Source organism: Streptomyces sp. NPDC101191 (assembly GCF_044767915.1).
Taxonomy (GTDB): domain Bacteria; phylum Actinomycetota; class Actinomycetes; order Streptomycetales; family Streptomycetaceae; genus Streptomyces.
Genome location: NZ_JBIWOU010000003.1, coordinates 546239 through 570903 on the forward strand (window position 1 = coordinate 546239; position 24665 = coordinate 570903).

At 71.7% G+C, this 24665-nt stretch carries 22 protein-coding genes; 7 read left to right on the top strand and 15 right to left on the bottom strand.

Features of this window, described 5'->3' with window-relative positions:
- Positions 1-43 precede the first annotated feature (43 nt).
- Positions 44-1825, bottom strand: coding sequence for an SDR family oxidoreductase (locus ACIRQF_RS15680; RefSeq protein ID WP_404092519.1), 1782 nt, complete (start codon positions 1823-1825; stop codon positions 44-46).
- The gene (locus ACIRQF_RS15685) at positions 1822-2688 is read right to left on the bottom strand and encodes a M24 family metallopeptidase (protein ID WP_382477440.1); all 867 of its coding nucleotides are present in this window, start codon (positions 2686-2688) and stop codon (positions 1822-1824) included. Before ACIRQF_RS15685 ends, ACIRQF_RS15680 begins: the two co-directional genes overlap by 4 nt.
- 231 nt (positions 2689-2919) lie before the next feature.
- Between ACIRQF_RS15685 and ACIRQF_RS15690 the strand changes: the two genes are divergently transcribed.
- From ACIRQF_RS15690 to ACIRQF_RS15705, 4 genes are read left to right on the top strand one after another with little or no spacing between them, the layout of a single operon-like run.
- Positions 2920-3885, top strand: a complete 966-nt coding sequence (locus tag ACIRQF_RS15690) for an ABC transporter ATP-binding protein (protein ID WP_376627655.1) — start codon at positions 2920-2922, stop codon at positions 3883-3885.
- A complete protein-coding gene (locus ACIRQF_RS15695) occupies positions 3882-4796 on the top strand; it encodes an ABC transporter permease (RefSeq protein WP_382477443.1) in 915 nt (304 codons plus the stop codon). The genes ACIRQF_RS15690 and ACIRQF_RS15695 overlap by 4 nt, the downstream gene beginning before the upstream one ends.
- Complete coding sequence (locus ACIRQF_RS15700) at positions 4793-5704, top strand: ABC transporter ATP-binding protein (RefSeq protein WP_376627415.1); 912 nt, start codon at positions 4793-4795, stop codon at positions 5702-5704. The genes ACIRQF_RS15695 and ACIRQF_RS15700 overlap by 4 nt, the downstream gene beginning before the upstream one ends.
- Positions 5705-5718: 14 nt before the next feature.
- Positions 5719-6438 (top strand): ABC transporter permease, encoded by a 720-nt coding sequence (locus ACIRQF_RS15705; RefSeq protein WP_376627417.1) that lies wholly within the window; start codon positions 5719-5721, stop codon positions 6436-6438.
- Between the two features lie 34 nt (positions 6439-6472).
- Here the strand turns inward: ACIRQF_RS15705 and ACIRQF_RS15710 are convergent, their stop codons facing one another.
- Both ACIRQF_RS15710 and ACIRQF_RS15715 read right to left on the bottom strand, forming a co-directional pair.
- Entirely contained in the window at positions 6473-7663 is a 1191-nt protein-coding gene (locus ACIRQF_RS15710) for a CynX/NimT family MFS transporter (RefSeq protein ID WP_404092879.1), read from the bottom strand.
- A 179-nt stretch (positions 7664-7842) separates the two neighbouring features.
- The gene (locus tag ACIRQF_RS15715) at positions 7843-8529 is read right to left on the bottom strand and encodes a FadR/GntR family transcriptional regulator (protein ID WP_404092524.1); all 687 of its coding nucleotides are present in this window, start codon (positions 8527-8529) and stop codon (positions 7843-7845) included.
- A gap of 135 nt (positions 8530-8664) precedes the next feature.
- On the opposite strand from ACIRQF_RS15715, the gene lpdA reads away from it, so the two are divergent.
- Positions 8665-10068, top strand: a complete 1404-nt coding sequence (gene lpdA, locus ACIRQF_RS15720; RefSeq protein WP_382477447.1) for a dihydrolipoyl dehydrogenase — start codon at positions 8665-8667, stop codon at positions 10066-10068.
- Positions 10069-10195: 127 nt separating this feature from the next.
- A complete protein-coding gene (locus tag ACIRQF_RS15725; RefSeq protein WP_404092527.1) occupies positions 10196-10801 on the top strand; it encodes a rhomboid-like protein in 606 nt (201 codons plus the stop codon).
- Positions 10802-10885: 84 nt separating this feature from the next.
- Here ACIRQF_RS15725 and ACIRQF_RS15730 read toward each other — a convergent pair whose 3' ends face one another.
- The 9 genes from ACIRQF_RS15730 to ACIRQF_RS15770 form a co-directional block, all read right to left on the bottom strand.
- Complete coding sequence (locus tag ACIRQF_RS15730) at positions 10886-11692, bottom strand: HAD family hydrolase (protein WP_382477451.1); 807 nt, start codon at positions 11690-11692, stop codon at positions 10886-10888.
- Positions 11689-12978, bottom strand: coding sequence for a serine--tRNA ligase (gene serS / locus ACIRQF_RS15735; RefSeq protein WP_376627426.1), 1290 nt, complete (start codon positions 12976-12978; stop codon positions 11689-11691). The genes ACIRQF_RS15730 and serS overlap by 4 nt, the downstream gene beginning before the upstream one ends.
- A 618-nt stretch (positions 12979-13596) precedes the next feature.
- Positions 13597-14532: a prephenate dehydratase gene (gene pheA, locus ACIRQF_RS15740; protein WP_376627428.1), complete on the bottom strand. Its 936-nt coding sequence runs from the start codon at positions 14530-14532 to the stop codon at positions 13597-13599.
- 41 nt (positions 14533-14573) lie between these two features.
- Entirely contained in the window at positions 14574-15860 is a 1287-nt protein-coding gene (efeB, locus tag ACIRQF_RS15745) for an iron uptake transporter deferrochelatase/peroxidase subunit (RefSeq protein WP_404092530.1), read from the bottom strand.
- A 4-nt stretch (positions 15861-15864) separates the two neighbouring features.
- Positions 15865-17856, bottom strand: a complete 1992-nt coding sequence (locus ACIRQF_RS15750) for a copper resistance CopC/CopD family protein (RefSeq protein ID WP_404092533.1) — start codon at positions 17854-17856, stop codon at positions 15865-15867.
- 24 nt (positions 17857-17880) lie between these two features.
- Positions 17881-18354: a copper chaperone PCu(A)C gene (locus tag ACIRQF_RS15755; RefSeq protein ID WP_404092535.1), complete on the bottom strand. Its 474-nt coding sequence runs from the start codon at positions 18352-18354 to the stop codon at positions 17881-17883.
- Complete coding sequence (locus ACIRQF_RS15760) at positions 18351-19064, bottom strand: SCO family protein (protein ID WP_376627435.1); 714 nt, start codon at positions 19062-19064, stop codon at positions 18351-18353. The genes ACIRQF_RS15755 and ACIRQF_RS15760 overlap by 4 nt, the downstream gene beginning before the upstream one ends.
- Positions 19065-19106: 42 nt before the next feature.
- Complete coding sequence (locus tag ACIRQF_RS15765) at positions 19107-19862, bottom strand: YcnI family protein (RefSeq protein ID WP_376627437.1); 756 nt, start codon at positions 19860-19862, stop codon at positions 19107-19109.
- Positions 19863-20005: 143 nt separating this feature from the next.
- Entirely contained in the window at positions 20006-20806 is an 801-nt protein-coding gene (locus tag ACIRQF_RS15770; protein ID WP_404092539.1) for a hypothetical protein, read from the bottom strand.
- 218 nt (positions 20807-21024) lie between these two features.
- Here ACIRQF_RS15770 and ACIRQF_RS15775 point away from each other — a divergent pair, with 218 nt between their 5' ends.
- Complete coding sequence (locus tag ACIRQF_RS15775) at positions 21025-21465, top strand: ATP-binding protein (protein WP_376627441.1); 441 nt, start codon at positions 21025-21027, stop codon at positions 21463-21465.
- A gap of 73 nt (positions 21466-21538) precedes the next feature.
- On the opposite strand, the gene ACIRQF_RS15780 is transcribed toward ACIRQF_RS15775, so the two are convergent.
- Positions 21539-23008 carry an aminopeptidase P family protein gene (locus tag ACIRQF_RS15780; RefSeq protein ID WP_404092541.1) on the bottom strand — a complete coding sequence of 490 codons (1470 nt, stop codon included), beginning with the start codon at positions 23006-23008 and terminating at the stop codon, positions 21539-21541.
- 132 nt (positions 23009-23140) lie between these two features.
- Positions 23141-24538 carry a PP2C family protein-serine/threonine phosphatase gene (locus ACIRQF_RS15785; protein ID WP_404092544.1) on the bottom strand — a complete coding sequence of 466 codons (1398 nt, stop codon included), beginning with the start codon at positions 24536-24538 and terminating at the stop codon, positions 23141-23143.
- Between the last annotated feature and the right edge of the window lie 127 nt (positions 24539-24665).

Sequence of the window (24665 nt, forward strand, 5' to 3'; positions counted from 1 at the left end):
GGATCGTACGACCGCCCCGCCCCGAGAGCCCCGCGAGGAGCCCCTACGCCGGCGGCTGCCAGCGCGCCAGCGCCCGCAGCGCCCCCGGGGCCAGCCGCGCCAGCAGATGCGCGCCCCGGGCCTCCGGCGTGACCGGGACCACGGCCTGGTCGTGCAGCACCGCGCGCAGGATCGCGTCCGCGACCTTCTCCGGCGGGTAGTTGCGCAGCCCGTAGAGCCGCGAGGCCTTCTTCTGGCGCCGCTTCTCCTCCGCCTCGTCCGTGACGCCGGCGAACCGTGCGGTCGCGGTGATGTTGGTGTTCACGATGCCCGGGCAGATCGCGGAGACCCCGATCCCCTGGTCCGCGAGCTCGGCCCGCAGGCACTCGCTCAGCATCAGCACCGCCGCCTTGGACGTGCTGTAGGCAGGCAGGGCGCGCGAGGGCTGGAAGGCCGCCGCGGACGCCGTGTTGACGATGTGGCCGCCCTGGCCGCGCTCGGTCATCTGTGCGCCGAAGACCCGGCAGCCGTGGATCACGCCCCACAGATTGACGTCGAGGACCCGCTTCCACTCCTCGCTCGTGGTCGCGAAGAAGGAGCCGGTCAGGCCGATCCCCGCATTGTTGACCAGCACGTCGACCACGCCGTACTCGCTCGCCACCTTCGCGGCCAGCTTCTCCATCGCCGACTCGTCGGCGACGTCGACGGTCTCGCCCCAGGCCTCGGGAGCCCCGATGAGCCGGGACATCTCCGCTGTACGGGCCGCGCCCTCGGCGTCCCGGTCCACCGCGATCACCCGGGCGCCCGCCTCGGCGAAGGCGAAGGCGGTGGCCCGGCCGATGCCGCTGGCCGCGCCGGTCACCAGGACCAGCTGGCCACCGAAGCGCTCCGCGTACTCCGGGCGCACCTCGCTCCTCGCCGTCTTCGGCGCCCTGGCCGCCGGGTCCTCGTTCGTCTCGACGAACTCGGTTATCCAGGCGGCCAGTTGATCGGGGCGGGTGCGCGGCACCCAGTGCTTGGCCGGCAGGGTCCGCCGGGTGAGGTCCGGCACCCAGTCGGCCAGGTCGTCGTAGAGCCGCTCGGACAGGAAGGCGTCGCCGGTCGGCGTGATCAGCTGCACGGGCGCGTGGGCGAAGGCATCGGCCCGCGGGCGGGAGAGCCGCGCCCGCACGTTGTCCCGGTAGAGCCACGCGCCGTGCGCCGCGTCGCCGGGCAGGGACGCCGTGGGGTAGTCGCCGGCCGGGACCCGCTCGAGCCGCTCCAGGATCTTCGGCCAGCGCCTGCCGAGCGGCCCGCGCCAGGCGAGCTCCGGCAGCACCGGGGTGTGCAGCATGTACACGTACCAGGACTTGGCGCCCTGGCCGAGGAGCTGACCGACCCGGCGCGGGGTGGGCCGGGCCATCCGGCTCTTGATCCAGTGTCCGAAGTGGTCGAGGGACGGGCCCGACATCGAGGTGAAGGAGGCGATCCGGCCCTCGGTGCGCGGGACCGTCACGAACTCCCAGGACTGCACCGAGCCCCAGTCATGGCCGACCAGGTGCACCGGGCGGTCCGGGCTGACCGCGTCCGCGACCGCCAGGAAGTCGTCGGTCAACTTCTCGAGCGTGAAACCGCCGCGCAGCGGGGCCGGTGCCGTCGACCGGCCGTGCCCCCGGATGTCGTACAGCACCACGTGGAACCGCTCGGCGAGCCGGGCCGCGACCTCCGACCAGACCTCCTTGGAGTCCGGATAACCGTGCACGAGCAGCACCGTCGGCCGGCCCTCGTCGCCCAGCTCGGCCACGCACAGCTCTATCCCGCCCGTACGGACCCAGCGCTCCCGCACCCCGTCGAGTCCCGCGATCATGCCGTCCCCTCCTCGTTCCAGCGCCGCACGTGCGGCAGGTCGTCGTCCAGCCAGAACGCGCTCTGCTCGGGGTCCCGGGAGTCGGTGACGACCAGGATCTCCTCGAACTTCGCGCCCGTGCCCCGGAATCCGAGGTGCGGCTCGACCGCCCACAGGCCCGGCACGGGCGGGTGGTCGGAGAACGTGTACGGCGACCACAGCGGAGACCAGCCGTCCCGGTGGCCGTGCAGGGCGTCGCTCGCCAGGCCCTTGAGGGACTGGGTGCCGAAGCCGAACAGGGTGGGCGCCCAGCGGCGCTCCTTCACCCGGTCGATCCTGTGGGCAATGACGCCGAAGGGATAGGCCCGGTGCCGGTTCGCGTACCCCTGGCGGACCATGAGCCGGTCCACGTCCTCGTAGATCTCCCGCAGTGTGCGGCGCTCCCGCACCTCGCGCAGGATCAGCTCGCGGTGCTCCCTGAGGTCGGCGAGCAGCTTGTCCTGGACGGGGTTGAGGCCGAGGGAGCCCGAGTAGCCGATGTCGGCCGTGTAGCCCTTGTAGACCGGGGCCATGTCCAGGATGAACGGCATCCCGGGCTCGAGGCGCCGGTTCGTCGGGAAGAACTGGAGGGGGATCTTGAAGTCGACGAAGGCGGTGCGGTCCCCGAACCAGGCGAAGGGCCGGTGGAACCAGTCCTTCACCCCGCGCTCGTACAGCCACTCCCGCTGCATCCGGGCCGCCTCGCGCTCGGTCACGCCCGGCTTGAGCTGTGCCGCGACGGCCTCCGCGCACGCGTACGAGAGCCGCTGCACCTCTCTGAACCCGCGGAGCTCCGCGGTGAGTTCGCGCGTCACCGCCGCGCCCGCCGTACCGACCGATGCCATGCCACCCCGCCCGTCCTGTGTGACCGTCCGGATGCGCTACGCGTCCGTAACTTGACATCGATGAATGTGACAATGCTCGGCGGCTGCGTCAAGGGGTGTGCACGGGCCTGTGGAAAACGAGACCTTGGTCGCTGCTCCCCCTACGGGCGTGTACGCCTGGAGTCGGACAAGAATCAAGCCGTTGGGCTGACGCTTGCCGTGACGCACGCCACTACCGTCGGAGGCGTGACTGTGATCGCCACCGAAAGCCTCAGCAAGCGGTTCCCCCGGGTGACCGCTCTCGACCGGCTCTCCCTGGACATCGGGCCCGGTGTGACCGGACTGGTGGGTGCCAACGGAGCCGGCAAGTCCACGATGATCAAGATCCTTCTTGGTCTGTCCCCGGCCACGGAGGGCCGCGCCGAAGTCCTCGGACTCGACGTGGCGACCTCCGGCGCCCAGATCCGCGAGCGCGTCGGCTACATGCCGGAGCACGACTGCCTGCCGCCCGACGTCTCGGCGACCGAGTTCGTCGTGCACATGGCGCGTATGTCGGGCCTGCCCGCGACCGCCGCCCGCGAACGGACCGCGGACACCCTGCGCCACGTCGGCCTGTACGAGGAGCGCTACCGCCCGATGGGCGGCTACTCGACCGGCATGAAGCAGCGCGTGAAGCTGGCGCAGGCCCTCGTCCACGACCCGCAGCTGGTGCTGCTCGACGAGCCGACCAACGGCCTCGACCCGGTCGGCCGTGACGACATGCTCGGCCTGATCCGGCGGGTGTGGACGGACTTCGGCATCTCGGTCCTCGTCACCTCGCACCTGCTCGGCGAGCTGGAGCGCACCTGCGACCACGTCGTCGTCATCGACGGCGGCCGGCTGCTCCGCTCCAGCTCCACCAGCGACTTCACCCGCAGCACCACGACCCTCGCGGTCGAGGTCACGGACTCGGACGCCCACCCCGACGGCACGGAGGCGCTCCGCGCCGCCCTCACCGCGGCGGGAATCACCCTGCACGCGGGTGTGGAGGACGGGCTGCCGGGCGCCGGTCACATCCTGCTCCTGGAGGCCGCCGGCGAGGACACCTACGACCTCGTCCGGGACACCGTCGCCGGCCTCGGCCTCGGTCTCGTCCGCATGGAGCAGCGCCGCCACCACATCGCCGAGGTCTTCAAGCCGCAGGCCGAGCAGCAGGAGGAGGAGGTGGCGGCGCGATGAGTTCCCCGACCCCCGACACCGTGCAGGGCCCCGAGGCCACGCAGATCCACAACATCGGCTACCGCGGCTACGACGGCCCGCGCCTCGGCCGCTCGTCCGCCCGCCGGGCGCTGTTCTCGCAGTCGCTGCGCGGCGCCTACGGACTCGGCCGCAGCGCCAAGTCCAAGGTGCTGCCGATGCTGCTGTTCGCGGTGATGTGCGTGCCCGCGCTGATCATCGTCGCGGTCGCCGTCGTCACCAAGTCCTCGAAGCTGTCGATCGAGTACACCCAGTACGCGATCTTCCTCCAGATGGTGATCGCGATCTTCGTGGCCGCCCAGGCCCCGCAGTCGGTCTCCCGCGACCTCAGGTTCCGGACCGTACCCCTCTACTTCGCCCGCCCGATCGAGCGCGTGGACTACGTGCTCGCCAAGTACGGGGCGATGGCCTCCGCGATGTTCGTCCTCACCGCCTCCCCGCTGCTGATCCTCTTCATCGGCTCGCTGCTCGCGAAGATGGACTTCGCCGAGCAGGCGCAGATGCTCGGCCAGGGCCTCGTCTCCGTGATGCTGCTCTCGCTGCTCTTCGGCGGCATCGGCCTCGTCATGGCGGCCCTCACCCCGCGCCGCGGCTTCGGCGTCGCCGCCGTCATCGCCACCCTGGTGATCTCCTACGGGGCGGTCTCCACCCTTCAGGGCATCGCCTACGGCACCGACAACGTCGGCGCCGTCAAGTGGATCGGCCTGTTCTCGCCGATCACCCTCATCGGCGGAGTGCAGGACGCCTTCCTCGGCGCGCCCACGGCCGCCCCCGGCGGGGAGGCCGCGGCACCCGGCACCGCGGTCGGCGTGGTCTACCTGCTGGTCGTCCTCGCACTCATCGCCGGCTCGTACGGTGTGCTGATGCGCCGCTACCGAAAGGTCGGGCTGTGACCTCGCTCAACATCGACCACGCCTCCCGCTGGTTCGGCAACGTGGTGGCCGTCAACGACGTCACCATGACCGTCGGCCCCGGCGTCACCGGTCTGCTCGGCCCCAACGGAGCAGGGAAATCCACCCTCATCAACATGATGGGCGGCTTCCTCGACCCCTCCACCGGCACCGTCACGCTCGACGGCGAGACGATCTGGCGCAACGAGTCGGTCTACAAGAAGATCGGCATCGTGCCCGAGCGGGAGGCGATGTACGACTTCCTCACCGGCCGGGAATTCGTGGTCGCCAACGCCGAGTTGCAGGGCCTGGGCGACAAGGAGGCCCAACGGGCCCTCGCCACGGTGGAGATGGAGTACGCCCAGGACCGCAAGATCGCCACGTACAGCAAGGGCATGCGGCAGCGCGTGAAGATGGCCTCGGCCCTCGTCCACGAACCGTCGGTGCTGCTGCTGGACGAGCCCTTCAACGGCATGGACCCGCGTCAGCGCATGCAGTTGATGGACCTGCTGCGCCGGATGGGCGCCGAGGGTCGCACGGTGCTGTTCTCCTCGCACATCCTCGAGGAGGTCGAGCAGCTCGCCTCGCACATCGAGGTGATCGTGGCCGGACGCCACGCCGCCTCCGGCGACTTCCGCCGCATCCGCCGACTGATGACCGACCGGCCGCACCGCTATCTCGTCCGCTCCAGTGACGACCGGGCCCTTGCGGCCGCGCTGATCGCCGACCCGTCGACGGCCGGCATCGAGGTCGACCACAAGGAGGGCGCCCTGCGCATCCAGGCCGTGGACTTCGGCCGGTTCACCGAGCTGCTGCCCAAGGTCGCCAAGGAGCGCGGCATCCGGCTCCTGACGGTCTCGCCCTCGGACGAGTCCCTCGAATCCGTCTTCTCGTATCTCGTAGCGGCCTGAAAGGAGCCTGACCGATGTACAACCCCACCGTCGCCCGGCTCACCTACCGGGCCCTCCTCGGCCGCCGGCGAGCGCTGATCCTCTTCGCTCTGCCCGCGATGCTGATCGTGATCGCCGTCGCCATCCGCATGTTCAACGGCGCCGACGACCAGGTCGCCGCCGACGTCCTGGGCGGCTTCGCGCTGGCCACGATGGTGCCGCTGATCGGCGTGATCGCCGGTACCGGTGCGATCGGCCCGGAGATCGACGACGGCTCGATCGTCTACCTCCTGGCCAAGCCGGTGAAGCGTCCGACGATCATCGTCACCAAGCTGTTCGTCGCGGTCGCCGTGACCATGGTCTTCTCCGCCGTACCCACCCTGATCGCCGGCTTCATCCTCAACGGCAACGGGCAGCAGGTCGCGGTCGCCTACACCGTGGCGGCCCTGGTGGCCTCCATCGCGTACAGCGCGCTGTTCCTGCTCCTGGGGACCGTCAGCCGGCACGCGGTCGTCATCGGCCTGGTCTACGCCCTCGTCTGGGAGGCCCTGTTCGGCTCCCTGATCGCGGGCGCCCGGACCCTCAGCGTCCAGCAGTGGGCGCTCGCCCTCGCCGAGAAGGTCACCGGCGACAGCCTCATCACCTCCGAGGTGGCCCTGCCGACCGCGGTGGTGCTGCTGCTCGCGGTGACCGTGGGGGCGACCTGGTTCGCGGGTCGCAAGCTGCGCACCATGACCCTCGCGGGCGAGGAGTAGCCCACCGGTTGCGGCCACCGGAGCCGTACGGGACTCAGACCGTACGGCTCCGGGCCGCGAGCAGACCCACGGCGAGCGCCGCCGCGCACACGCCGAGCACCGCGAGGATCGGCGGCGTCCAGGAGCCCGTCGCCTGGTGCAGGGCGCCGGCTGCCAACGGCCCCGCGGCGGCCATCAGATAGCCCACGGTCTGGGCCATCCCGGAGAGCCGGGAGGCGGTCACCGCGTCGCCCGAGCGCAGCACGATCAGGGTGAGCGCGAGACCCACCGCCCCGCCCTGGCCGACGCCGAGGAGTGCCGCCCACAGCCAGGCGCCCTGCACCGGGGCGCTCATGAGGCCGGCGTAGCCGGCCGCGACCAGGCTCGTCACCAGAACGATCAGCGGGCGCTGGCTCCGCATCCGGCCGGCCAGCAGCGGCACGGCGAAGGCACCCACCACCTGCAGCAGGTTGTTGAAGGCGAAGACGACACCCGCCTCCGACCGGCTCATCCCCTCGTCCGTGAAGATCGTGGGCATCCAGGCGATCAGGACGTACGTCCACAGCGACTGCAGCCCCATGAACAGGGTCACCTGCCAGGCGAGCGCCGACCGCCACACCGAACGGGCCGGCTCCGCCGGCCCCGCGGCCCGCACCTCGCGTCCCCTCCGGCCCCGGGCGATCAGCACCTGCGGCAACCAGGCGAGGGCGGCCACCGCCGCCAGCAGCGACCAGGAGCCGAGGGAGGCCTGCCAGCCGCCCAGCGCGCGTTCCAGGGGCACGGAGGAGGCGGCGACCAGCGTCGCGCCCGCGATCATCGCGCCCGTGTAGACCGAGGTCATCGACGCGGCCCGGTCCGGGAAGTCCCGCTTGATCAGGCCCGGCATCAGCACGTTCAGGAGGGCGATCGCCGTGCCGACCAGCACGCCGCCGCAGTAGAGAGCGGCCGCCGACGGCAGGACCCGCACCAGGATGCCGACCCCGAGCAGCAGCAGCGCCCCGAACAGCACCCGCTCGGCGCCGAGACGCCGCCCGAGCCAGGGCGCCACGAGCGCACCGAGGCCCAGGAACAGCACCGGCACCGATGTCACCAGGGAACTCGCCGCCGAGGACAGCCCGTAGCTCTCCGACAGCTCGCCCACCAGCGGCGACACGCTCGCGAGGGCGGCGCGCATGTTGAGGGAGGCCAGCACGATGCCGACCAGGAGCACCACCGGGTGCGCGAGCAGCGCCCGCCGGGCGGCCATGCCCGCGACGGGGGTCCGGACGGCGGCCTCCGCGTCCACCGGAGGCCTCGACGCGTACGTGGTCGACCCGTACGTGCCCGACTCGTGCCTGCCCGGTCCGGAGGTGCCCGGTCCGGACGGCCCCGGGGCGGCCGCCCGCGCTTCGGGCCGCCGCGTGTCGGGGGCCTTCGCGTCCGGGGTCACAGGGCCTCGCCCTCCCGCTCCAGTGCCGCGAGCGTCTCCATCGGCAGCCGCAGCAGCTCCCGAGCCCCCGCCTCCGCGGCCTCCGCGTCGCCCTTCTCGACGGCCACGACGACGGCCTCGTGCAGGTCGATGTCGACCGGCGGCATCTCCCGGTCGCCGAGCGCGTCCACGAGGACCTCGTGCACCTGGGCGGAGAAGAAGCGGTACACCTCGCGGAAGGCCGCGTTGTGCGTGGCCTCGACGACCGCGAGGTGGAAGGCCAGGTCGGCGTCCGCGTCCCGGTCGCCCTCCTCGCGGAGGGTCGTCAGCGCGGCCCGCAGCCGCAGCAGGTCGTGGGTGTCCCGCCGCACGGCGGCGAGCCGCGCCGCCTCGGCCTCCAGGGCGGCCCGCAGTTCCAGGACGTCCCGGGCGCCCGCGTGCCGTACGCCCTGGAGGACGGCGGCCGGGTCGGCAGTGGAGCGGACGAAGGTGCCGTTGCCCTGACGGGACTCCAGGAGCCCGGAGTGCACGAGGACCCGGACGGCCTCGCGGACGGTGTTGCGGCCGACGCCGAGCAGCTGGGCGAGCTCGTGCTCGGTGGGGATGCGGTCGCCGACCGTCCACTCGCCCTCGGCGAGCTGCGCCCGCAGCTGCGCCACCACGGAATCCACCAGCGAGGTCCGCCCCGCCGCCTTCAGTGCCATCGAAAACCCCTATTCGCCCGGTTGCCCAGTCATCCTACAAGTGAGCTCCCTCGCCTCCCCGGCCCGGCCGCAGCGACCGGACTACTGTGGGCTCGTACGTGTGCCGAACACCCTCATCACCCTCGGGAGTCAGTCATGTCAGACCGCTTCGACGTCGTCGTACTCGGAGCTGGCCCCGGCGGCTACGTCGCCGCCATCCGCGCCGCCCAGCTGGGCAAGCGGGTCGCGGTCGTCGAGGAGAAGTACTGGGGCGGTGTCTGCCTGAACGTCGGCTGCATCCCCACCAAGGCGCTGCTGCGCAACGCCGAGCTGGCCCACATCTTCAACCACGAGGCCAAGACCTTCGGCATCAAGGTCGACGGCACGGTCTCCTTCGACTACGGCGAGGCGTTCCGCCGCAGCCGCACGGTCGCGGACGGCCGCGTCAAGGGCGTCCACTTCCTGATGAAGAAGAACGGCATCACCGAGTTCGACGGCCGGGGCACCTTCCTCGACGCGAACACCCTCCAGGTGAACAAGGCCGACGGCACCGCGCAGACCATCACCTTCGACAGCTGCATCATCGCCACCGGCGCGACCCCGCGACTGCTGCCCGGCACCGCGCTGAGCGACCGCGTCGTCTCGTACGAGCAGCAGATCCTCGCCGAGGACGCCCCGCAGTCGATCATCATCGCCGGCGCCGGCGCGATCGGCATCGAGTTCGCCTACGTGCTGAACAACTACGGCACCAAGGTCACCATCGTCGAGTTCCTCGACCGCATGGCCCCCCTGGAGGACGAGGAGGTGTCCAAGGAGCTCGCGAAGCAGTACCGCAAGCTCGGCATCGACGTCCTCACCTCCACCCGTGTCGAGGCCATCGACGAGTCCGGCCCGCAGGTCCGGGTCACGGTCACCGGCAAGGACGGCGCGAGCAAGGTGCTGGAGGCCGACAAGGTCCTGCAGGCCATCGGTTTCGCCCCGAACGTCTCCGGCTACGGCCTGGAGAACACCGGTGTCGCGCTGACCGAGCGCGGCGCGATCGACGTCGACGGCCGCTGCCGCACCTCCGTGCCGCACATCTACGCCATCGGTGACGTCACCGCCAAGCTGATGCTCGCGCACACCGCCGAGGCCATGGGTGTCATCGCCGCCGAGACCATCGCGGACGCCGAGACGATGGAACTCGACTACCCGATGATCCCGCGCGCCACCTACTGCCAGCCGCAGATCGCGAGCTTCGGCTACACCGAGGCGCAGGCCCGCGAGAAGGGCTACGACGTCAAGGTCGCGAAGTTCCCCTTCATGGCGAACGGCAAGGCGCACGGCCTGGGCGACTCCACCGGCTTCGTGAAGATCGTCGCCGACGCCAAGTACGGCGAGATCATCGGCGCCCACCTCATCGGGCCCGACGTCACGGAGCTCCTCCCCGAGCTCACCCTGGCGCAGCAGTGGGACCTGACGGTGCACGAGGTCGCGCGCAACGTCCACGCGCACCCGACCCTCGGTGAGGCCGTCAAGGAAGCCATCCACGGCATCGCCGGACACATGATCAATTTCTGAGTCCGGAACCGTTTCGGGGGTTCTTCTCAGGTTTCCCCCACAAAGGGGTGATAGGCACAGAGATGTGCCGAGCGAATCCCCTTCTCATGCGCCGGGTGGCGAACCGTCCCGACCGATCAGGTCGTGGGTGCGTTCGTCACCCGGTACGCATGTCTGGCTGGCGATCATCACGATCACCAGCCTGGTCATCGCGCTCTCCTCGGAGGGACTCGAGCACTATCTGCTGAACCGCAGCAGCAGCAATCTCTACGAGCTCTCCCGCCATCCGATGCGGGCCCTGCTCGGCAGCGCCTTCTGGATCGAGAACCCGGCGAGCCTGCCCTTCTACGCGGTGCTCTTCGAGCTGTTCCACGCGCCGGTGGAGCGCTGGCTCGGCACCGTGAAATGGCTGGCCGTCGTCACCACCGCGCACGTCGCGGCCACCCTCATCAGCCAGAACGTGGTGCTGGCGGCGATCCAGGACCACGACGTGCCGCGCAGCATGGCGCATGTCGTCGACATCGGGGTGAGCTACGGCCTGGCCGCTTCGGCCGGCATCCTGACCTACCGGCTGCCCCGTCCCTGGCGCTGGCCGTATCTCGTGGGCGCGGTGGCCTTCTTCGCCGTGCCGATGGTCACCGACCACACGTACACGGACCTGGGGCATGCGGTGTCGCTGCTGATCGGGCTGGCCTTCTGGCCGATCACCCGGAGAAAACCGCTGGTGGGGCCGACGAGGCCGGGAGCACACTAGAGGAACGAGAGCGGGGCGGCCGCTTCGAGCGCGCGGAGGCGAACCGCGCGGGCCGCCCCGCTTCCTCGTGCCGAGCAGGTGCTTCTAGTTCTGGAGCAGGCGCTCCAGGACGACGGCGATGCCGTCCTCCTCATTGGATCCGGTGACCTCGTCGGCCACCGCCTTCAGCTCCTCGTGCGCGTTGGCCATGGCCACGCCGTGGGCCGCCCAGCCGAACATGGGGATGTCGTTGGGCATGTCACCGAAGGCGATCGTCTCCGCGGCCTTCACACCGAGCCGGCGGGCGGCCAGCGAGAGACCGGTCGCCTTGCTGAGACCCAGCGGAACGACCTCGACGATCCCGGGGCCGGCCATGACGACGTCGACGAGGCCGCCGACCGTCTCCCGGGCGACGCGGGTCAGCTGGTCGTCGGTGAGCGTCGGGTGCTGCACGTAGAGCTTGGTCAGCGGCGCCGCCCACAGCTCCGTGGGGTCCTCGTACGGGACGTACGGCAGCGGCCCCTCCTGGACCCGGTAGCCGGGGCCGATCAGGACCTCGCCCTCCAGGCCGTCGCGGCTGGCGGCCACGGCCAGCGGACCGACCTCCGCCTCGATCTTGGAGAGGGCGAGCCCGGCGAGCTGCCGGTCGAGGGTCAGGGAGGTCAGCAGCCGGTGCTCGCCGGCGTGGTAGACCTGCGCGCCCTGACCGCAGACCGCGAGTCCCTCGTAGCCGAGGTCGTCGAGGATGTGCCGGGTCCAGGGCACGGCCCGCCCGGTCACGACGATGTGCGCGGCCCCCGCCGCCGTGGCGGCGGTGAGGGCGTCCCGCGTACGGGCGGAGATGGACTCGTCGGCCCGCAGCAGAGTGCCGTCGAGGTCCGTCGCGACCAGGCGGTAGGGGAACGGGCTCACTTGGAGATCGGCTCCAGGACCTCACGGCCGCCGAGGTAGGGGCGCAGCACCTCGGGCACCCGCACCGAACCGTCGGCCAGCTGGTGGTTCTCCAGGATCGCCACGATGGTGCGCGGGACGGCGCACAGCGTGCCGTTCAGCGTGGCCAGCGGCTGCACCGTCTTCTTGCCGTCCTTCTCCTCGCGCATGCGCACGGAGAGGCGGCGGGCCTGGAAGCCGTCGCAGTTGGAGGCGGAGGTCAGCTCGCGGTACTTGCCCTGGGTCGGGATCCAGGCCTCGCAGTCGAACTTGCGCGAGGCGGAGGAGCCCAGGTCGCCGGTGGCGACGTCGATCACCTGGAACGGCAGCTCCAGGGAGGTCAGCCACTGCTTCTCCCAGTCCAGGAGGCGCTTGTGCTCGGCCTCGGCGTCCTCCGGAGCGACGTACGAGAACATCTCGACCTTGTCGAACTGGTGGACGCGGAAGATGCCGCGGGTGTCCTTGCCGTACGTGCCGGCCTCGCGACGGAAGCACGGCGAGAAGCCGGCGTACCGCAGCGGCAGCTTGTCGGCCTCGATGATCTCGTCCATGTGGTACGCGGCGAGGGGGACCTCGGAGGTGCCGACCAGGTAGTAGTCGTCCTTCTCCAGGTGGTACACGTTCTCGGCGGCCTGGCCGAGGAAGCCGGTGCCCTCCATGGCGCGCGGGCGGACCAGCGCCGGGGTGAGCATCGGGATGAAGCCGGCCTCGGTGGCCTGCGCGATCGCCGCGTTGACCAGGGCGAGCTCCAGAAGCGCGCCGACGCCGGTCAGGTAGTAGAAGCGCGAGCCGGAGACCTTGGCGCCGCGCTCGACGTCGATGGCGCCCAGCGCCTCGCCGAGCTCCAGGTGGTCCTTGGGCTCGAAGCCCTCGGCCGCGAAGTCGCGGATGGTGCCGTGCGTCTCGAGGACGACGAAGTCCTCCTCGCCGCCGACCGGCACGTCCTCGTGGACGATGTTGCCCAGCTGGAGCAGCAGCGCGCGGGCCGTCTCGTCGGCCTCGTTCTGCTCTGCCTCGGCGGCCTTGACGTCGGTCTTGAGCTGCTCGGCCTTCTGCAGGAGCGTGGCACGCTCCTCCGGGGAGGCCTTGGGGATCAGCTTGCCGAGCGCCTTCTGCTCGGAGCGGAGTTCGTCGAAGCGGACGCCGGACGACCTGCGCCGCTCATCGGCGGAGAGCAGGGCGTCGACGAGGGCGACGTCCTCTCCACGGGCGCGCTGGGAGGCGCGAACACGGTCGGGGTCCTCACGGAGCAGGCGAAGGTCAATCACCCCACCAGGCTACCGGTGTCACTGGGAGCGGCCCTACTCGATATGGCAATGCGTGGCACTTTGACCGAATTGCTTTATTTTCCCGGTATTTTCCGGTCCCGGGTTTCTCCACAGCAATGCCCAGCGAGGGTGAGTTATCCACAGGCTGTGCGAAAGATCTGTGGACGAGAGGGGTCGACGATCTTCATCGTCATTTTCCCACTCCTTCGAGTGGGAATTGCTCGCTCCAAAGAGTGGCACGTCGGAATGGGGATGACAGTGATTTGTCGACCACGCTCCGCGACCTTGTCGACTTGTCCCCAGGTCGAGAAGCGCGCCTGTGGATAACTTCTGTGGGTAACCGAAAAGTATGCAGGTAGGACCGGTGGTCCGGACCTGTGGACGAAGCGCCGCACGCAGACGGCTGCCGGAACCCGGGAGCCAGGCGGGAGTCGCACCCGGATGCAGGGCAGGAGCCAGGCCCGGGAGGCGGACACAAGGAGGGCCCCGAAGGCCGACACCAGCAAGGCGCCCGGAAGCCGGACACGAGTAAAGGGCCCGGGAGGCAGGCCGGAGCCGGCCCCGCGGGCCCTGTGTCAGGCCGAGGGGCCCGGAGTCACGCCGGAGTCGTGCCGGAGGTCAGGCCCGGCCGTCCTGGACCCGCGCCAGCCAGTCGGAAGCGTCGGTGAACTCGGCGTCCGACGTGCCCCGGCGCAGCGGCCGTACGTCCTCGCGCGAGGCACCCGCCCGCGGGTACGAGCCGAGGAAGCGCACATTCGGGCAGATCCGCTTCAGGCCCATCAGCGCCTCGCCGACCCGCCGGTCCGCGATGTGCCCCTCCGCGTCGACGGCGAAGCAGTAATTGCCGATGCCCGCGCCCGTGGGCCGGGACTGGATCAGCATCAGGTTCACCCCGCGCACGGCGAATTCCTGGAGAAGCTCCAGCAGGGCGCCGGGGTGGTCGTCGCCCAGCCACAGCACGACCGAGGTCTTGTCCGCGCCCGTCGGCGCCGCGGGCCGGGCCGGCCGGCCCACGAGCACGAAGCGCGTCTCCGCGTTCTCGGCGTCGTGGATCTCCGTGACGAGGGCCTCCAGGCCGTACGTCGCCGCCGCGAACTCGCCCGCGAAGGCCGCGTCGAAGCGGCCCTCCTGGACGAGGCGTGCCCCGTCCGCGTTGGACGCGGCCGACTCCCACACCGCGTCCGGCAGATGCGCCCGCATCCAGTTCCGGACCTGCGGCTGGGCGACCGGGTGGCCCGTGACCGTCTTGATCTCCGACAGCTTGGTCCCGGGCCGTACGAGCAGCGCGAAGGCGATCGGCAGCAGCACCTCGCGGTAGATCATCAGCGGCTCGCCCGAGGCCAGCTCGTCGAGGGTCGCGGTCACCCCGCCCTCGACCGAGTTCTCGATCGGCACCAGGGCCGCCGCCGCCTCGCCGTTCCGCACGGCGTCGAGCGCCGCCGGGACCGAGACCATCGGCACGAGCTCCCGCGTCGCGGCCTCGGGCAGCGTACGCAGCGCGGCCTCCGTGAAGGTGCCTTCGGGACCGAGATACGTATACCGGGTGGCTGACATACGGTCACCCTAACGGCCTGGTGCCCCGGGCGGGCTCCCGTTCACGACTCGAGCAGGCGCTGCCCCACGTACTCGCCCTCCGCCGCCCCACCGGGCGCCGCGAAGAGGCCGCTCGCCTCGTGCCGGACGAACGGCGACAGGGCGTCGCCGCGATCGAGCTTGCGCTGCACGGGGACGAAGCCGCGCAGCGGATCCGCCTGCCAGCAGATGAAGAGGAGCCCCGCGTCCGGGGTCCCGTCGCTCGCGATCCCGTCGTGGAAGGAGAAGGGCCGCCGCAGCATCGCCGCCCCGCCGTTCTGTTCGGGGGCGGAGATCCGGGCGTGGGCGTTGTCGGGGATGACGGCCCTGCCGTCCGGGCCGATCTTGTTCAGATCCGGCTCGGTCGTCTCGGTCCCGCCGGTCAGCGGCGCACCGTCCGCCTTCCGCCGCCCGATCACCTTCTCCTGCTTGTCCAGGGACAGCTTCTCCCAGTCGTCGAGCAGCATCCGGATCCGGCGCACGACCGCGTACGAGCCGCCCGCCATCCAGTCCTGGGCGCCGGACGCGCCCTGCGGAACGAAGATCCGCCGGTCGAAGTCGGGCTCCGAGGGCTTCGGATTCCCGGTGCCGTCGACCTGGCCCATGAGGTTCCGGGCCGTCATCGGCTTGGCCGTGGCCCCGGCGGACCGGTTGAAGCCGTTCATCTGCCAGCGCACGCGGGCCGCGTCGCCCGCGTCCTTCTGGAGCGCGCGCAGCGCGTGGAACGCGACGAGCGCGTCGTCCGCGCCGATCTGCACCCACAGATCACCCTCCGAGCGCTTCGGGTCGAGGGCGTCGGAGGAGAAGGCCGGCAGCGGGTCCAGCTGCGTCGGGCGGCGGGCGGCGAGCCCGGTGCGGTCGAAGAAGGTACGCCCGAAGCCGAAGGTCACCGTCAGGGACGAGGGTCCGGCGTCGAGGGCGATGCCGGTGTCGGCGGTCGTGGGCCTGCCCGCCATCATCGCGTTCGCGGTGGCCGACCAGCGGCGCAGGAGCGCGGCGGCCTCCTTGCGGCCCGCGCCCGGGACGAGGTCGAAGGCGACCAGGTGCCCCCGCGACTGAAGTGGAGTGGTGATCCCCGCTTGATGTTTCCCGTGAAACATCACCTCGGTCGCACCGACCGCGGTGAGGGCGGGGGACCCGCCCGAGCCGGAACCGGTGGAGTCGCCCGACACCGCTGCGGAGATCCCGGCCCCGCCGGCCGCGCCGATCACCAGACCGGCCGCGCCCGCCGCACCGACGGTGCCGAGGACGCGCCGCCGGGAGATCTCGAGGTTGTCGTTGCTCGCGGAATTGCTTGCAGCCTTGCTCACGGGTTCAGCCGATCTTCACGTTCTTCTCGATGGTGGTCTGGTCGATGTCGGAGGTGCGGACCGTCACCTGCATCAGCCACTCGCCCGGCATCGGGAGCTGGACCCCGTTGGCGCTCCAGTGTCCGGTCTGGATCCGGTCGGGCAGCACCGGCAGCGGGCCGATGTCCTTCTCCTTGAGGGTGAAGGCGACCTTGATCTCGGGGACGTCCAGCGGGCGTCCGTTGGGCCGCAGCACATAGATGTGGAGCGCGTTGGCGCCGGTGCGGCCGGGATCGAGGGTGAGCTGCACGGTGCCCTTGCCGTCCCCGCCCCCGGTGTCGAAGGGGATGCGGACGTCGATCGGACGGTCGGGAACGGCGGCGGCGCCGGCGGTGGCCCGCCCCTTGCCGGTCTCCTCCTCCGTGCGGGCGGGCTCGGTCGAGGTCAGGACGGTCGTCACGGCGAGCAGCACGACCGCGACGGCGGCCTCGGTGAGCACCGAACGGCGCAGCCCGGCCCGCTCGGGGTCGGCGTCCCGCGTCTTCTTCCGCAGCGCGGTGGCGACGGCGGCCCGCTGCCGCGCGAGCTGCTCGGCCCGCTCGGGATCGCCCCCGTCGCCCCCATCGGCCTCCCGGGCCTCGCCCGCTTCCCGGACGTCGCCGTCGCCGGCGCCGTCGTCGTCGGCTGCCCGGGCTTCCCCGGCCTCCTCCGCGACCCCCTCCAAGGCCTCCTCGGCGACCTCCTCCGAGACCTCCGCGTCCCCCACCGCCGTCGCCGGTTCGGCCAGCCGACGCACCCAGCGCCGCGACACCCAGCCGATCCCCACGAGGACGGCGACCAGGCCGACCTTGACCAGCAGCAGCTGCCCGTACCGGGTGTCCGTGAGGGCCGACCAGGTGCCGACCTGACGCCAGGACTGGTAGATCCCGGTGGCCGCCAGGACGACGACCGAGCCGAAGGCCACCTTCGAGTAGCGCTCGACCGCCGACCGCCCGACCGACGGGGCCCGGTAGAGGGCGACGAGCAGGGCCGTGAGCCCGCCGAGCCAGGCCGCGACGGCCAGCAGGTGCAGGATGTCGACCGGCATGGCGATGCCGGGCTGGAGCCCGGTCGAGGCGTGCTCGGCGAGCGCCCAGGTGCCGGCGATGCCGGCGGCGACGACGGTGCCGCCGAGGGCGAGCCCGAACGTCAGGTCCTTGTGCTCCTTCTCGTCCGTCCGCCGGGCGTAGGCGCCGAAGAGGACGGCCACGAAGAGCGCCGCCGCGCCGAGCAGCAGCAGCCGTGAGGAGAGCGCGGCCCCCGTCTTCGTCTGCAGGACGGCCTGGAGCCCGCCCAGATCGAAGACGTCGCCCAGCTTCCCGGTCTTCGTGTACGGGTGGCGGAGCAGCAGCAGTGCCAGCGTGGCGGCGGTCAGCGTCAGCCAGCCCCGGACCACGAGTCGCTGCACCGGGCGCACGGCCGCACCCCGGGGCCAGCAGACCAGGACGAAGGCGCCGCCGCCGACGAGCACGACGAATCCGGCGTACGAGAGGTAGCGCGCGATCCCGTACAGCGCGCCGACGAGTCCGCCGCCGACCGCCGAGTCGGGGAGGGCGACGGAGGTCTTGGAGGGCGCGCCGACGGAGAAGGTGAAGGCGCCGGCGACCGGGTGGCTGTCGGCGGAGACGGTCTGCCAGGCCACCGTGTAGGTGCCGTCGGGCAGGCCGGGCAGCAGCGCGACCCCGTAGCGGACGACGGATCCGCTGCACAGGTCGCGGATCTCCCCGGTGTCGACTCGCTTCCCCGCCGGGTCGAGGACCCGGATGGAGTCGCCGCTCATGGCGACCTGTTCGGAGAAGGTGAGGTTGACCTCCTTGGGGGCGGTGGCGACCACCGCCCCGTCCTGCGGGTCACTGCCGGTCAGCGCCGCGTGCGCGGACGCGGTGCCCGCGGTGGCGAGCAGCGTGCCGAGGAGCGCGGCGGCGACGAGCAGCAGCCGGGTGAGGGCCGGCCCGAGGCGCGGGGCGGTGGGCGTCATGGGTGTGTCACTCCCTCAAAGAGCTCAGTGCTGCTTGGGGTTGTGGTTGGGCGCTTCGACGGGGAGGTCGACCTTGATGGGGTCGGACTTCTCGAAGTGCAGCTCGACGGAGACCTTCTCGCCCTGCTTCGGCTTGCCCTTCAGCTCCATGAACATGATGTGGTTGCCACCGCGTTCGAGCTTGAGGTCGCCGTTCGCCGGGATGTCGAAGGACTTCACCTGCTGCATCTTCTGGTTCTTCGTCTCGTGCAGCGTGACGTCGTCGGAGAGACCGCTGGTGACGGAGGTGAGCCTGTCGGCGGTGTCACCGCTGTTGGTGATGGTGAGGAAGCCGCCGGCCATGTCCATCACGGGCTGCGGCATGAAGGCGCCGCTCACCTTGAGTTCGGGCTTGCCGGACTTCGCGGAGTCGGACGAGCCGTCGGACGAGCAGCCCGTGAGCGCGAGGGTGGCGGCGAGCGCCACGGTGGCGGACAGGGCGGTGGTGCGGCGGTTCACGGGTTCTCCCCCTTGATGAGCTTCGGCAGGTCCTTGGCGTAGGCGTCGGCGGTGGTGTCCTCGCCGTACAGGACGTAGCCCTGGTCGGTCGTCGGCGAGAAGGCGATCACCTGGGCGCCGTGCATGGACACGACGTCGCCGTTCTTCTCCTTCTTCGGCGGGTCGATCCCGATGCCGATCGAGCGGGCACCGGCCTGGATCGCCGCGAAGTCGCCGGTGAGACCGACGAACGAGGGGTCGCCGGCGGCCGGCAGCCACTTGCCGAGCTCGGCGGCCGTGTCGCGCTCGGGGTCGGTAGTGACGAAGACGACCTGGAGCTTGTCCTGGTCCGCCTTGGGGAGCTGCTTGCGCGCGATGGCGATGTTGCTCATCGTCAGCGGGCAGACGTCCGGGCAGTGCGTGTAGCCGAAGTAGATCAGCGTCGGCTTGCCCTTGGTCTGCTCGCGCAGGTCGTACTTCCTGCCCTTGGTGTCCGTGAGGACCAGGTCGGGCTTGGTGAACGGCCGGTCGAGAACGGTCGCGGCCTTGGTGTTGTCGGAGCCGCCGGAAACCTCGGCGACCGGCGCGTTCGTGCCGCCGGACGCCGGGTCGTCACCGCCGCCGAGACCGACGGCGGCCGTGATGCCGATCGCCGCCACGATCGCGACAGCGGCGACGATCAGCGGGGCACGGCGGCCGGGACGGCCGCCGTCCTTCGTGTTGTCGGGCATGGTGTGTCTTTCGGTCTTGCTGATGAGGGTGGGGAGAGGGCGTCAGGCCGAGCGGCGGCGACCGGCCAGGACGCCGAAGGCGATGCCGGCGAGGCCGACGAGGATGCCGACGACGCCGAGCACCCGGGCCGCGCTGTCGGTCGAGGAGGCGGCGGCCTCCTCGTGCTCGCCGCCCTTGTCGTCGTGCCCGGCCTTGTCACCGGCCTTGTCGTCGGCGGGCGCGGCCGCGCCGCCGTGGTGGTCGGCGGAGGCGGCGGAGAGCTTCAGGACCGGCGCGGGGTTCTCGGGCTCGGCGGCGCCGTCCTTGGGCTCCTCGATCCAGCGCACGACCTCGTTGTTGTCGTAGGTCTGGACGGCCTTCAGGACGAGCTTGTCGGTGTCCTCGGGCAGCTGGCCCAGGGAGAGCGGGAACTGCTGGAACTGGCCGGGGCCGATCTTCGAACCGGCCGCGGTCCAGGTGACCTTGGCGACGGCCTCGTTGATCTTCTTGCCGTGCAGCTCCAGCGGCTTGGCGAGCTTCGCCTTGGTGACCTCGACCTTCCAGCCGGGCACCGGCTGCGGCATCACGGAGGCCAGCGGGTGGTCGGTCGGGAAGTTGACCTCGACCTTGACCGTGGAGGCGTTGTCGCGCTCGTTCGGCACCTTCACGTTGACGGTGGCGTAGCCGCCCTTGGCGGCCTCGCCCTGCGGCTGCACGCTCACGTGCGCGAAGGCGGTGCCCGACAGCAGCAGGACGGAGGAGGCGGCGACGCCACCGGCGAGGGCGGCACGGGTGAGGAACGTACGGGAAACGCTCATGGCAGAAACACTCCAGCTCGGAGGCGAGGTGCGGAAGACATCCGCAGGACAGGGTGTGGCGCGGACCGCACGGTCCCGGACGGATCCGAGGGCGCGCGAAGGGCCGCGGACCCGCTCACCGACAGGGGGTGCGGCGGTCCGCGTCAGGCTGCGAGGACGCAGGGGGCGGCCGGCGGGCCGCGCCTGATCACCGTGTGCTGAAGTGCCTCGGCCACCGGCGGCGGCGAGGGGGCGGAGGCCGTACGGGAGGGGCCGCGCGGTCCGGTGGCCGGAGCGCCCGGCAGTCCGGCGAGCAGGGCCCGTACGAGGGAGAGAGCGGCGCGCAGCGAGCGCACGAGCGCGCACTCGGCGAGCTCGACGGCGCCCTGCGCGGACAGCGCGACGAGCCGCCGGAGGGCGAGGTCGCCGCGGCGCAGCAGCCAGCCGGTGGCGAGCGCGGCCAGCAGGTGGCCGAGCAGCATCGGGAGGCTCGGCACGAGTTCGGCGGTCCGGGCCGTGGCGGTCGCCGCGTCCGTCATGCCGGGCATGTGGTGGTGCGCCCCGGCCGTGGCGGACGCGGGCGCGAGACCGGCGTCGCCGACGATCCGGGCCGCGTCGGAGGGGCTCATCGTGGCCGTGCCGCGGCCGCAGACCAGCTTGGCGGCGAGCCGGAGCAGGGTCTCGTCGGCCCGCGTACCGAGGGCCAGCGGACGCTGCCCGAGCCCGAACAGGACGTGCAGGCCGAGCTGTCCGGCCGTCAGCGCGCCGACGATGGCGGGCAGTGAACGCTCCCGCCCCGAGAACAGCACCGTGACGCCGAAGACGCCGAGGAAGCCGGCGACCACCGACCACAGGGAGATCCCCGCGCAGGCGGCCAGCGCGTGCCCGAGCGCGGACAGCACGACACAGACCGCGGTGAAGACCGCGGCCCTCAGCATGCGTGGCGCGAGCGCGGGGGCAGACATGGCGGGCCCATCATCGCACCAGGCCCGGGCCTCCCATGCGGCAGGTCCGGAAGATCACTCTTGGGCGACTTCGGGGCGACATACACCGGCCTGGTGGTCCGCGCATCCGCCGAACGAGGGCTCTCGGTGCCCTCGGGGGCTTATGGACCACCTCGTCCGGCAATACGTATCGGTATGTCGTGCCGCAGCATGTCGAGCCGCAGCCAGGAGGCTGGAGCATGAGCATCTGGTGGTCCCTCCATCTGCGGCGCGAGGCTGCGAGCGTGCCGCTCGCCCGGCGGCTGCTGCTCGGCACGATGGAGACGGCGGGCGTGGACCCGGACGTCTCCTACGAGCTGTCGGTCGCCCTCACGGAGGCCTGCGCGAACGCGGTGGAGCACGGCGGGGCCCTGGGCCGCGGCGAGTCCTCCGAGGCGTACCGGGTCACCGCCTATCTCGACGGCGAGACCTGTCGCATCGAGGTGGCGGACTCGGGCCCGGGCTTCTCCGGGCAGTCGCCGCCGCCCGCCACGGCGGACGCGGAGAGCGGCCGGGGGCTGCGGCTGATCGAGGAGCTCTCGGACCACGTCCACTTCGGGCGTACCGGACGGGGCGGCGCACTCGTCAGCTTCGACAAGATCATCAAATGGCGCCCGGACGCGCCGCTGGCGCTGACCTAGGGCCCCTAGGCACCGCCCGGAGACGGCACGGGCCCCCACCGACGCCGTCGGTGGGGGCCCGTCACCCGGTGGGTCAGCCCTTCAGGCCGGCCATCCACGCCTCGACCTCGTCGGAGCGGCGCGGCAGCGCCTCCGAGAGGTTCCGGTTGCCGGACTCGGTGACGAGGATGTCGTCCTCGATCCGGACGCCGATGCCCCGGTACTCCTCCGGCACCGTCAGGTCGTCGGCCTGGAAGTAGAGCCCGGGCTCGACGGTCAGGCACATGCCCGGCTCCAGCGTGGTGTCGACGTACGCCTCGGTGCGCGCGGCGGCGCAGTCGTGGACGTCCATGCCGAGCATGTGGCCGGTGCCGTGCAGGGTCCAGCGGCGCTGGAGGCCCAGCTCCAGGACGCGCGCGACCGGGCCATCGACGAGACCCCACTCGACGAGCTTCTCGGCGAGCACGCGCTGGGCGGCGTCGTGGAAGTCGCGGTAGGCGGCGCCGGGCTTCACCGCGGCGATACCGGCCTCCTGCGCCTCGTAGACGGCGTCGTAGATCTTGCGCTGGACGTCCGTGAACCGGCCGTTGATCGGCAGGGTGCGGGTGACGTCGGCGGTGTAGAGCTCGGTGGTCTCCACGCCGGCGTCGAGCAGCAGCAGGTCGCCGGAGCGGACCGGGCCGTCGTTGCGGACCCAGTGCAGGGTGCAGGCGTGCGGGCCGGCGGCGGCGATGGTGCCGTAGCCGACGTCGTTGCCCTCGACGCGGGCGCGCAGGAAGAAGGTGCCCTCGATGTAGCGCTCGCTGGTGGCCTCGGCCTTGTCGAGGACCTTGACGACGTCCTCGAAACCGCGGGCGGTGGAGTCGCAGGCCTTCTGCAGCTCGGCGACCTCGAACGCGTCCTTCACGAGGCGGGCCTCGGACAGGAAGACCCGCAGCTCCTCGTCGCGCTCGGCGGTGACCTTGTCGGCGAGGGCGGCCTCGATGCCGGCGTCGTGGCCGCGCACGGCGCGGACCGGGCCGGTGGCCTCCTTCAGCCGCTCGGGCAGCTCGCGGACGTCCTTCGCCGGGATGCCGAGCAGCTGCTCCGCCTCGGTGAGGGAGTGGCGGCGGCCGACCCACAGCTCGCCCATGCCGTCGAGCCAGAACTCGCCGTTCTCGCGGTCGGAGCGGGGTAGCAGGTAGATCGTGGCCCGGTGGCCGTCCTTGACGGGCTCCAGGACGAGCACGCCGTCGTGCGTCTGGTCGCCGGTCAGGTACGCGTACTCGGTGGAGGCCCGGAAGGCGTACTCGGTGTCGTTCGACCGGGTCTTCAGGTTGCCGGCCGGGATCACCAGGCGCTCGCCCGGGAAGCGGGCGGACAGCGCGGCGCGCCGGTCGGCGGTGTGGGCGGCCTGCGCGATCGGCGTCAGCCCGTGCAGCTCGGTGTCGGCCCAGCCGGACTTCATGTTCTCGGCGAGCTCGTCGGAGACGCCCTGGTACAGGCCGTTCTTGCGCTGCTTGATCGCCTGCTCTTCGGACTCCTCCGGGGTCTCCGGGTGCTCCGTCGTGAGCTCATCGGCCACGGGTCTGCCTCCTTGGGGTACGACACTGAACCTTCACCATCGTACGGTCGTGCGGAAGGGTCCCAGAGGCGGAAGACCCATTACCGCCGGGTCACCGGGGTGCGGGCGTGGCCCTTCTCACGTGGGCCCGGCTCACTCGAAGCGGGCGGCCAGCAGGACCACGTCCTCGCCCTCGGCGGCGGGGTCGTCGAGCCCGTCCGGCAGTACGGTCCGCAGGACGTGGTCGGCGACCGCGCCCGGATCGCTCCGGTCGGCCGGGGGCACGCTCGCCGCGGCGGCGTGCAGCCGCGCGAAGGCCCGGTCCATCGGATCGCCGGTGCGGCGCAGCAGCCCGTCGGTGTACAGCAGCACCGTTTCTCCGGGGGCGGGCGCCAGCTCGACGCTGGGCGCCTCCCAGCAGGACAGCATGCCGAGCGGGGCGGAGAGCGAGGTCTCCACGTACTCGGTCCGGTGCTCGCCGATGACCAGCGGCGGGGTGTGGCCGGCCCCCGCGAGCACGATCCGGCGCTCGGCGGGCTCGCAGTAGGCGAAGAGCGCGGTCGCGGAGCGGGCGGGTTCGGTGATGCGGAGCAGCAGTTCCAGGTCGGAGAGGACGGCGACCGGGTCCTCGCCCTCCATCACGGCGTACGCGCGCAGCGAGGCGCGCAGCCGGCCCATGGCGGCCAGGGCGCTCGGCCCGCTTCCGGTGACGGAGCCGACGGCGAGCCCGAGGGCGCCCTCGGGCAGCGGCAGCGCGTCGTACCAGTCGCCGCCGCCCCGGGGGCCGGTGCGGTGCCGGGCGGCCAGCTGGACGCCGGGGACCCGGGGGAGCCGGCTCGGCAGCAGCTCCTCGGCGACCGTCGTGACCTGGGTGCGGGCGCGCTCGACCTCCAGGAGGCGGGCCAGGTGCTCCGTGGCGAAGCGGCCGTAGAGGCCGACGAGGTGGCGCTGGCGTTCGGCGGGCTCGGCGGGCTCGTCGTAGAGCCAGACGACGGCGCCGAGCTTCCCGGCCTTCTCCGTGGCGAGCGGCAGGGCGTAGCTGGCGGCGTAGCCGAGGCGGGCGGCGACCTCGCGGTGGCGCGGGTCGAGGTCCTCCTCGGAGCGCAGGTCGGGGTGGGCGACGGGCCGGGGCAGGGTGCCCTCGGACAGCGGGTCGAGTCCGTCGAGGATCCGCCCGTACGAGGTGACGCTGCGCGGCACGGTCTCGATGGTGCCGAGTTCGGCGTGGGCGAGCCCGAGACCGACGGTGTTGGAGGGGCCGAGGCCGTCGGCGGGTTCGAGGACGGCCATGCCGCGGCGGGCCCCGACGAGGGCGGCGCCGGCGCTCAGCACCTCGTGGAGGGCGTCGTCGAGCGCGTCGGTCCTGATCAGGGACTCGGTGAGCTCGTGGAGGAGGGTGAGGTCGGAGACCCAGCCGGCGAGGCGGTCCTGGAGGTGCCCGCCGACGGACGGCATCGAGGGGAGCGGCGCGCCGATCGGTGCCGCAGTGTGCGGGGGAGGAGGAACAGTGGAATCGATTCCGGCCACTTTCGGCGCGCGCGGTGTACTCATGGCACTCGGCTTTCCGACCTGCGCGTTTCCTGCAATAGCATCGCAAACCCCCAAGGTCGTTCTGCGCCGCTATCCATCGATCCACATCTACACGCACATGTAGATCGATGTCCAGCATTGTCACTGT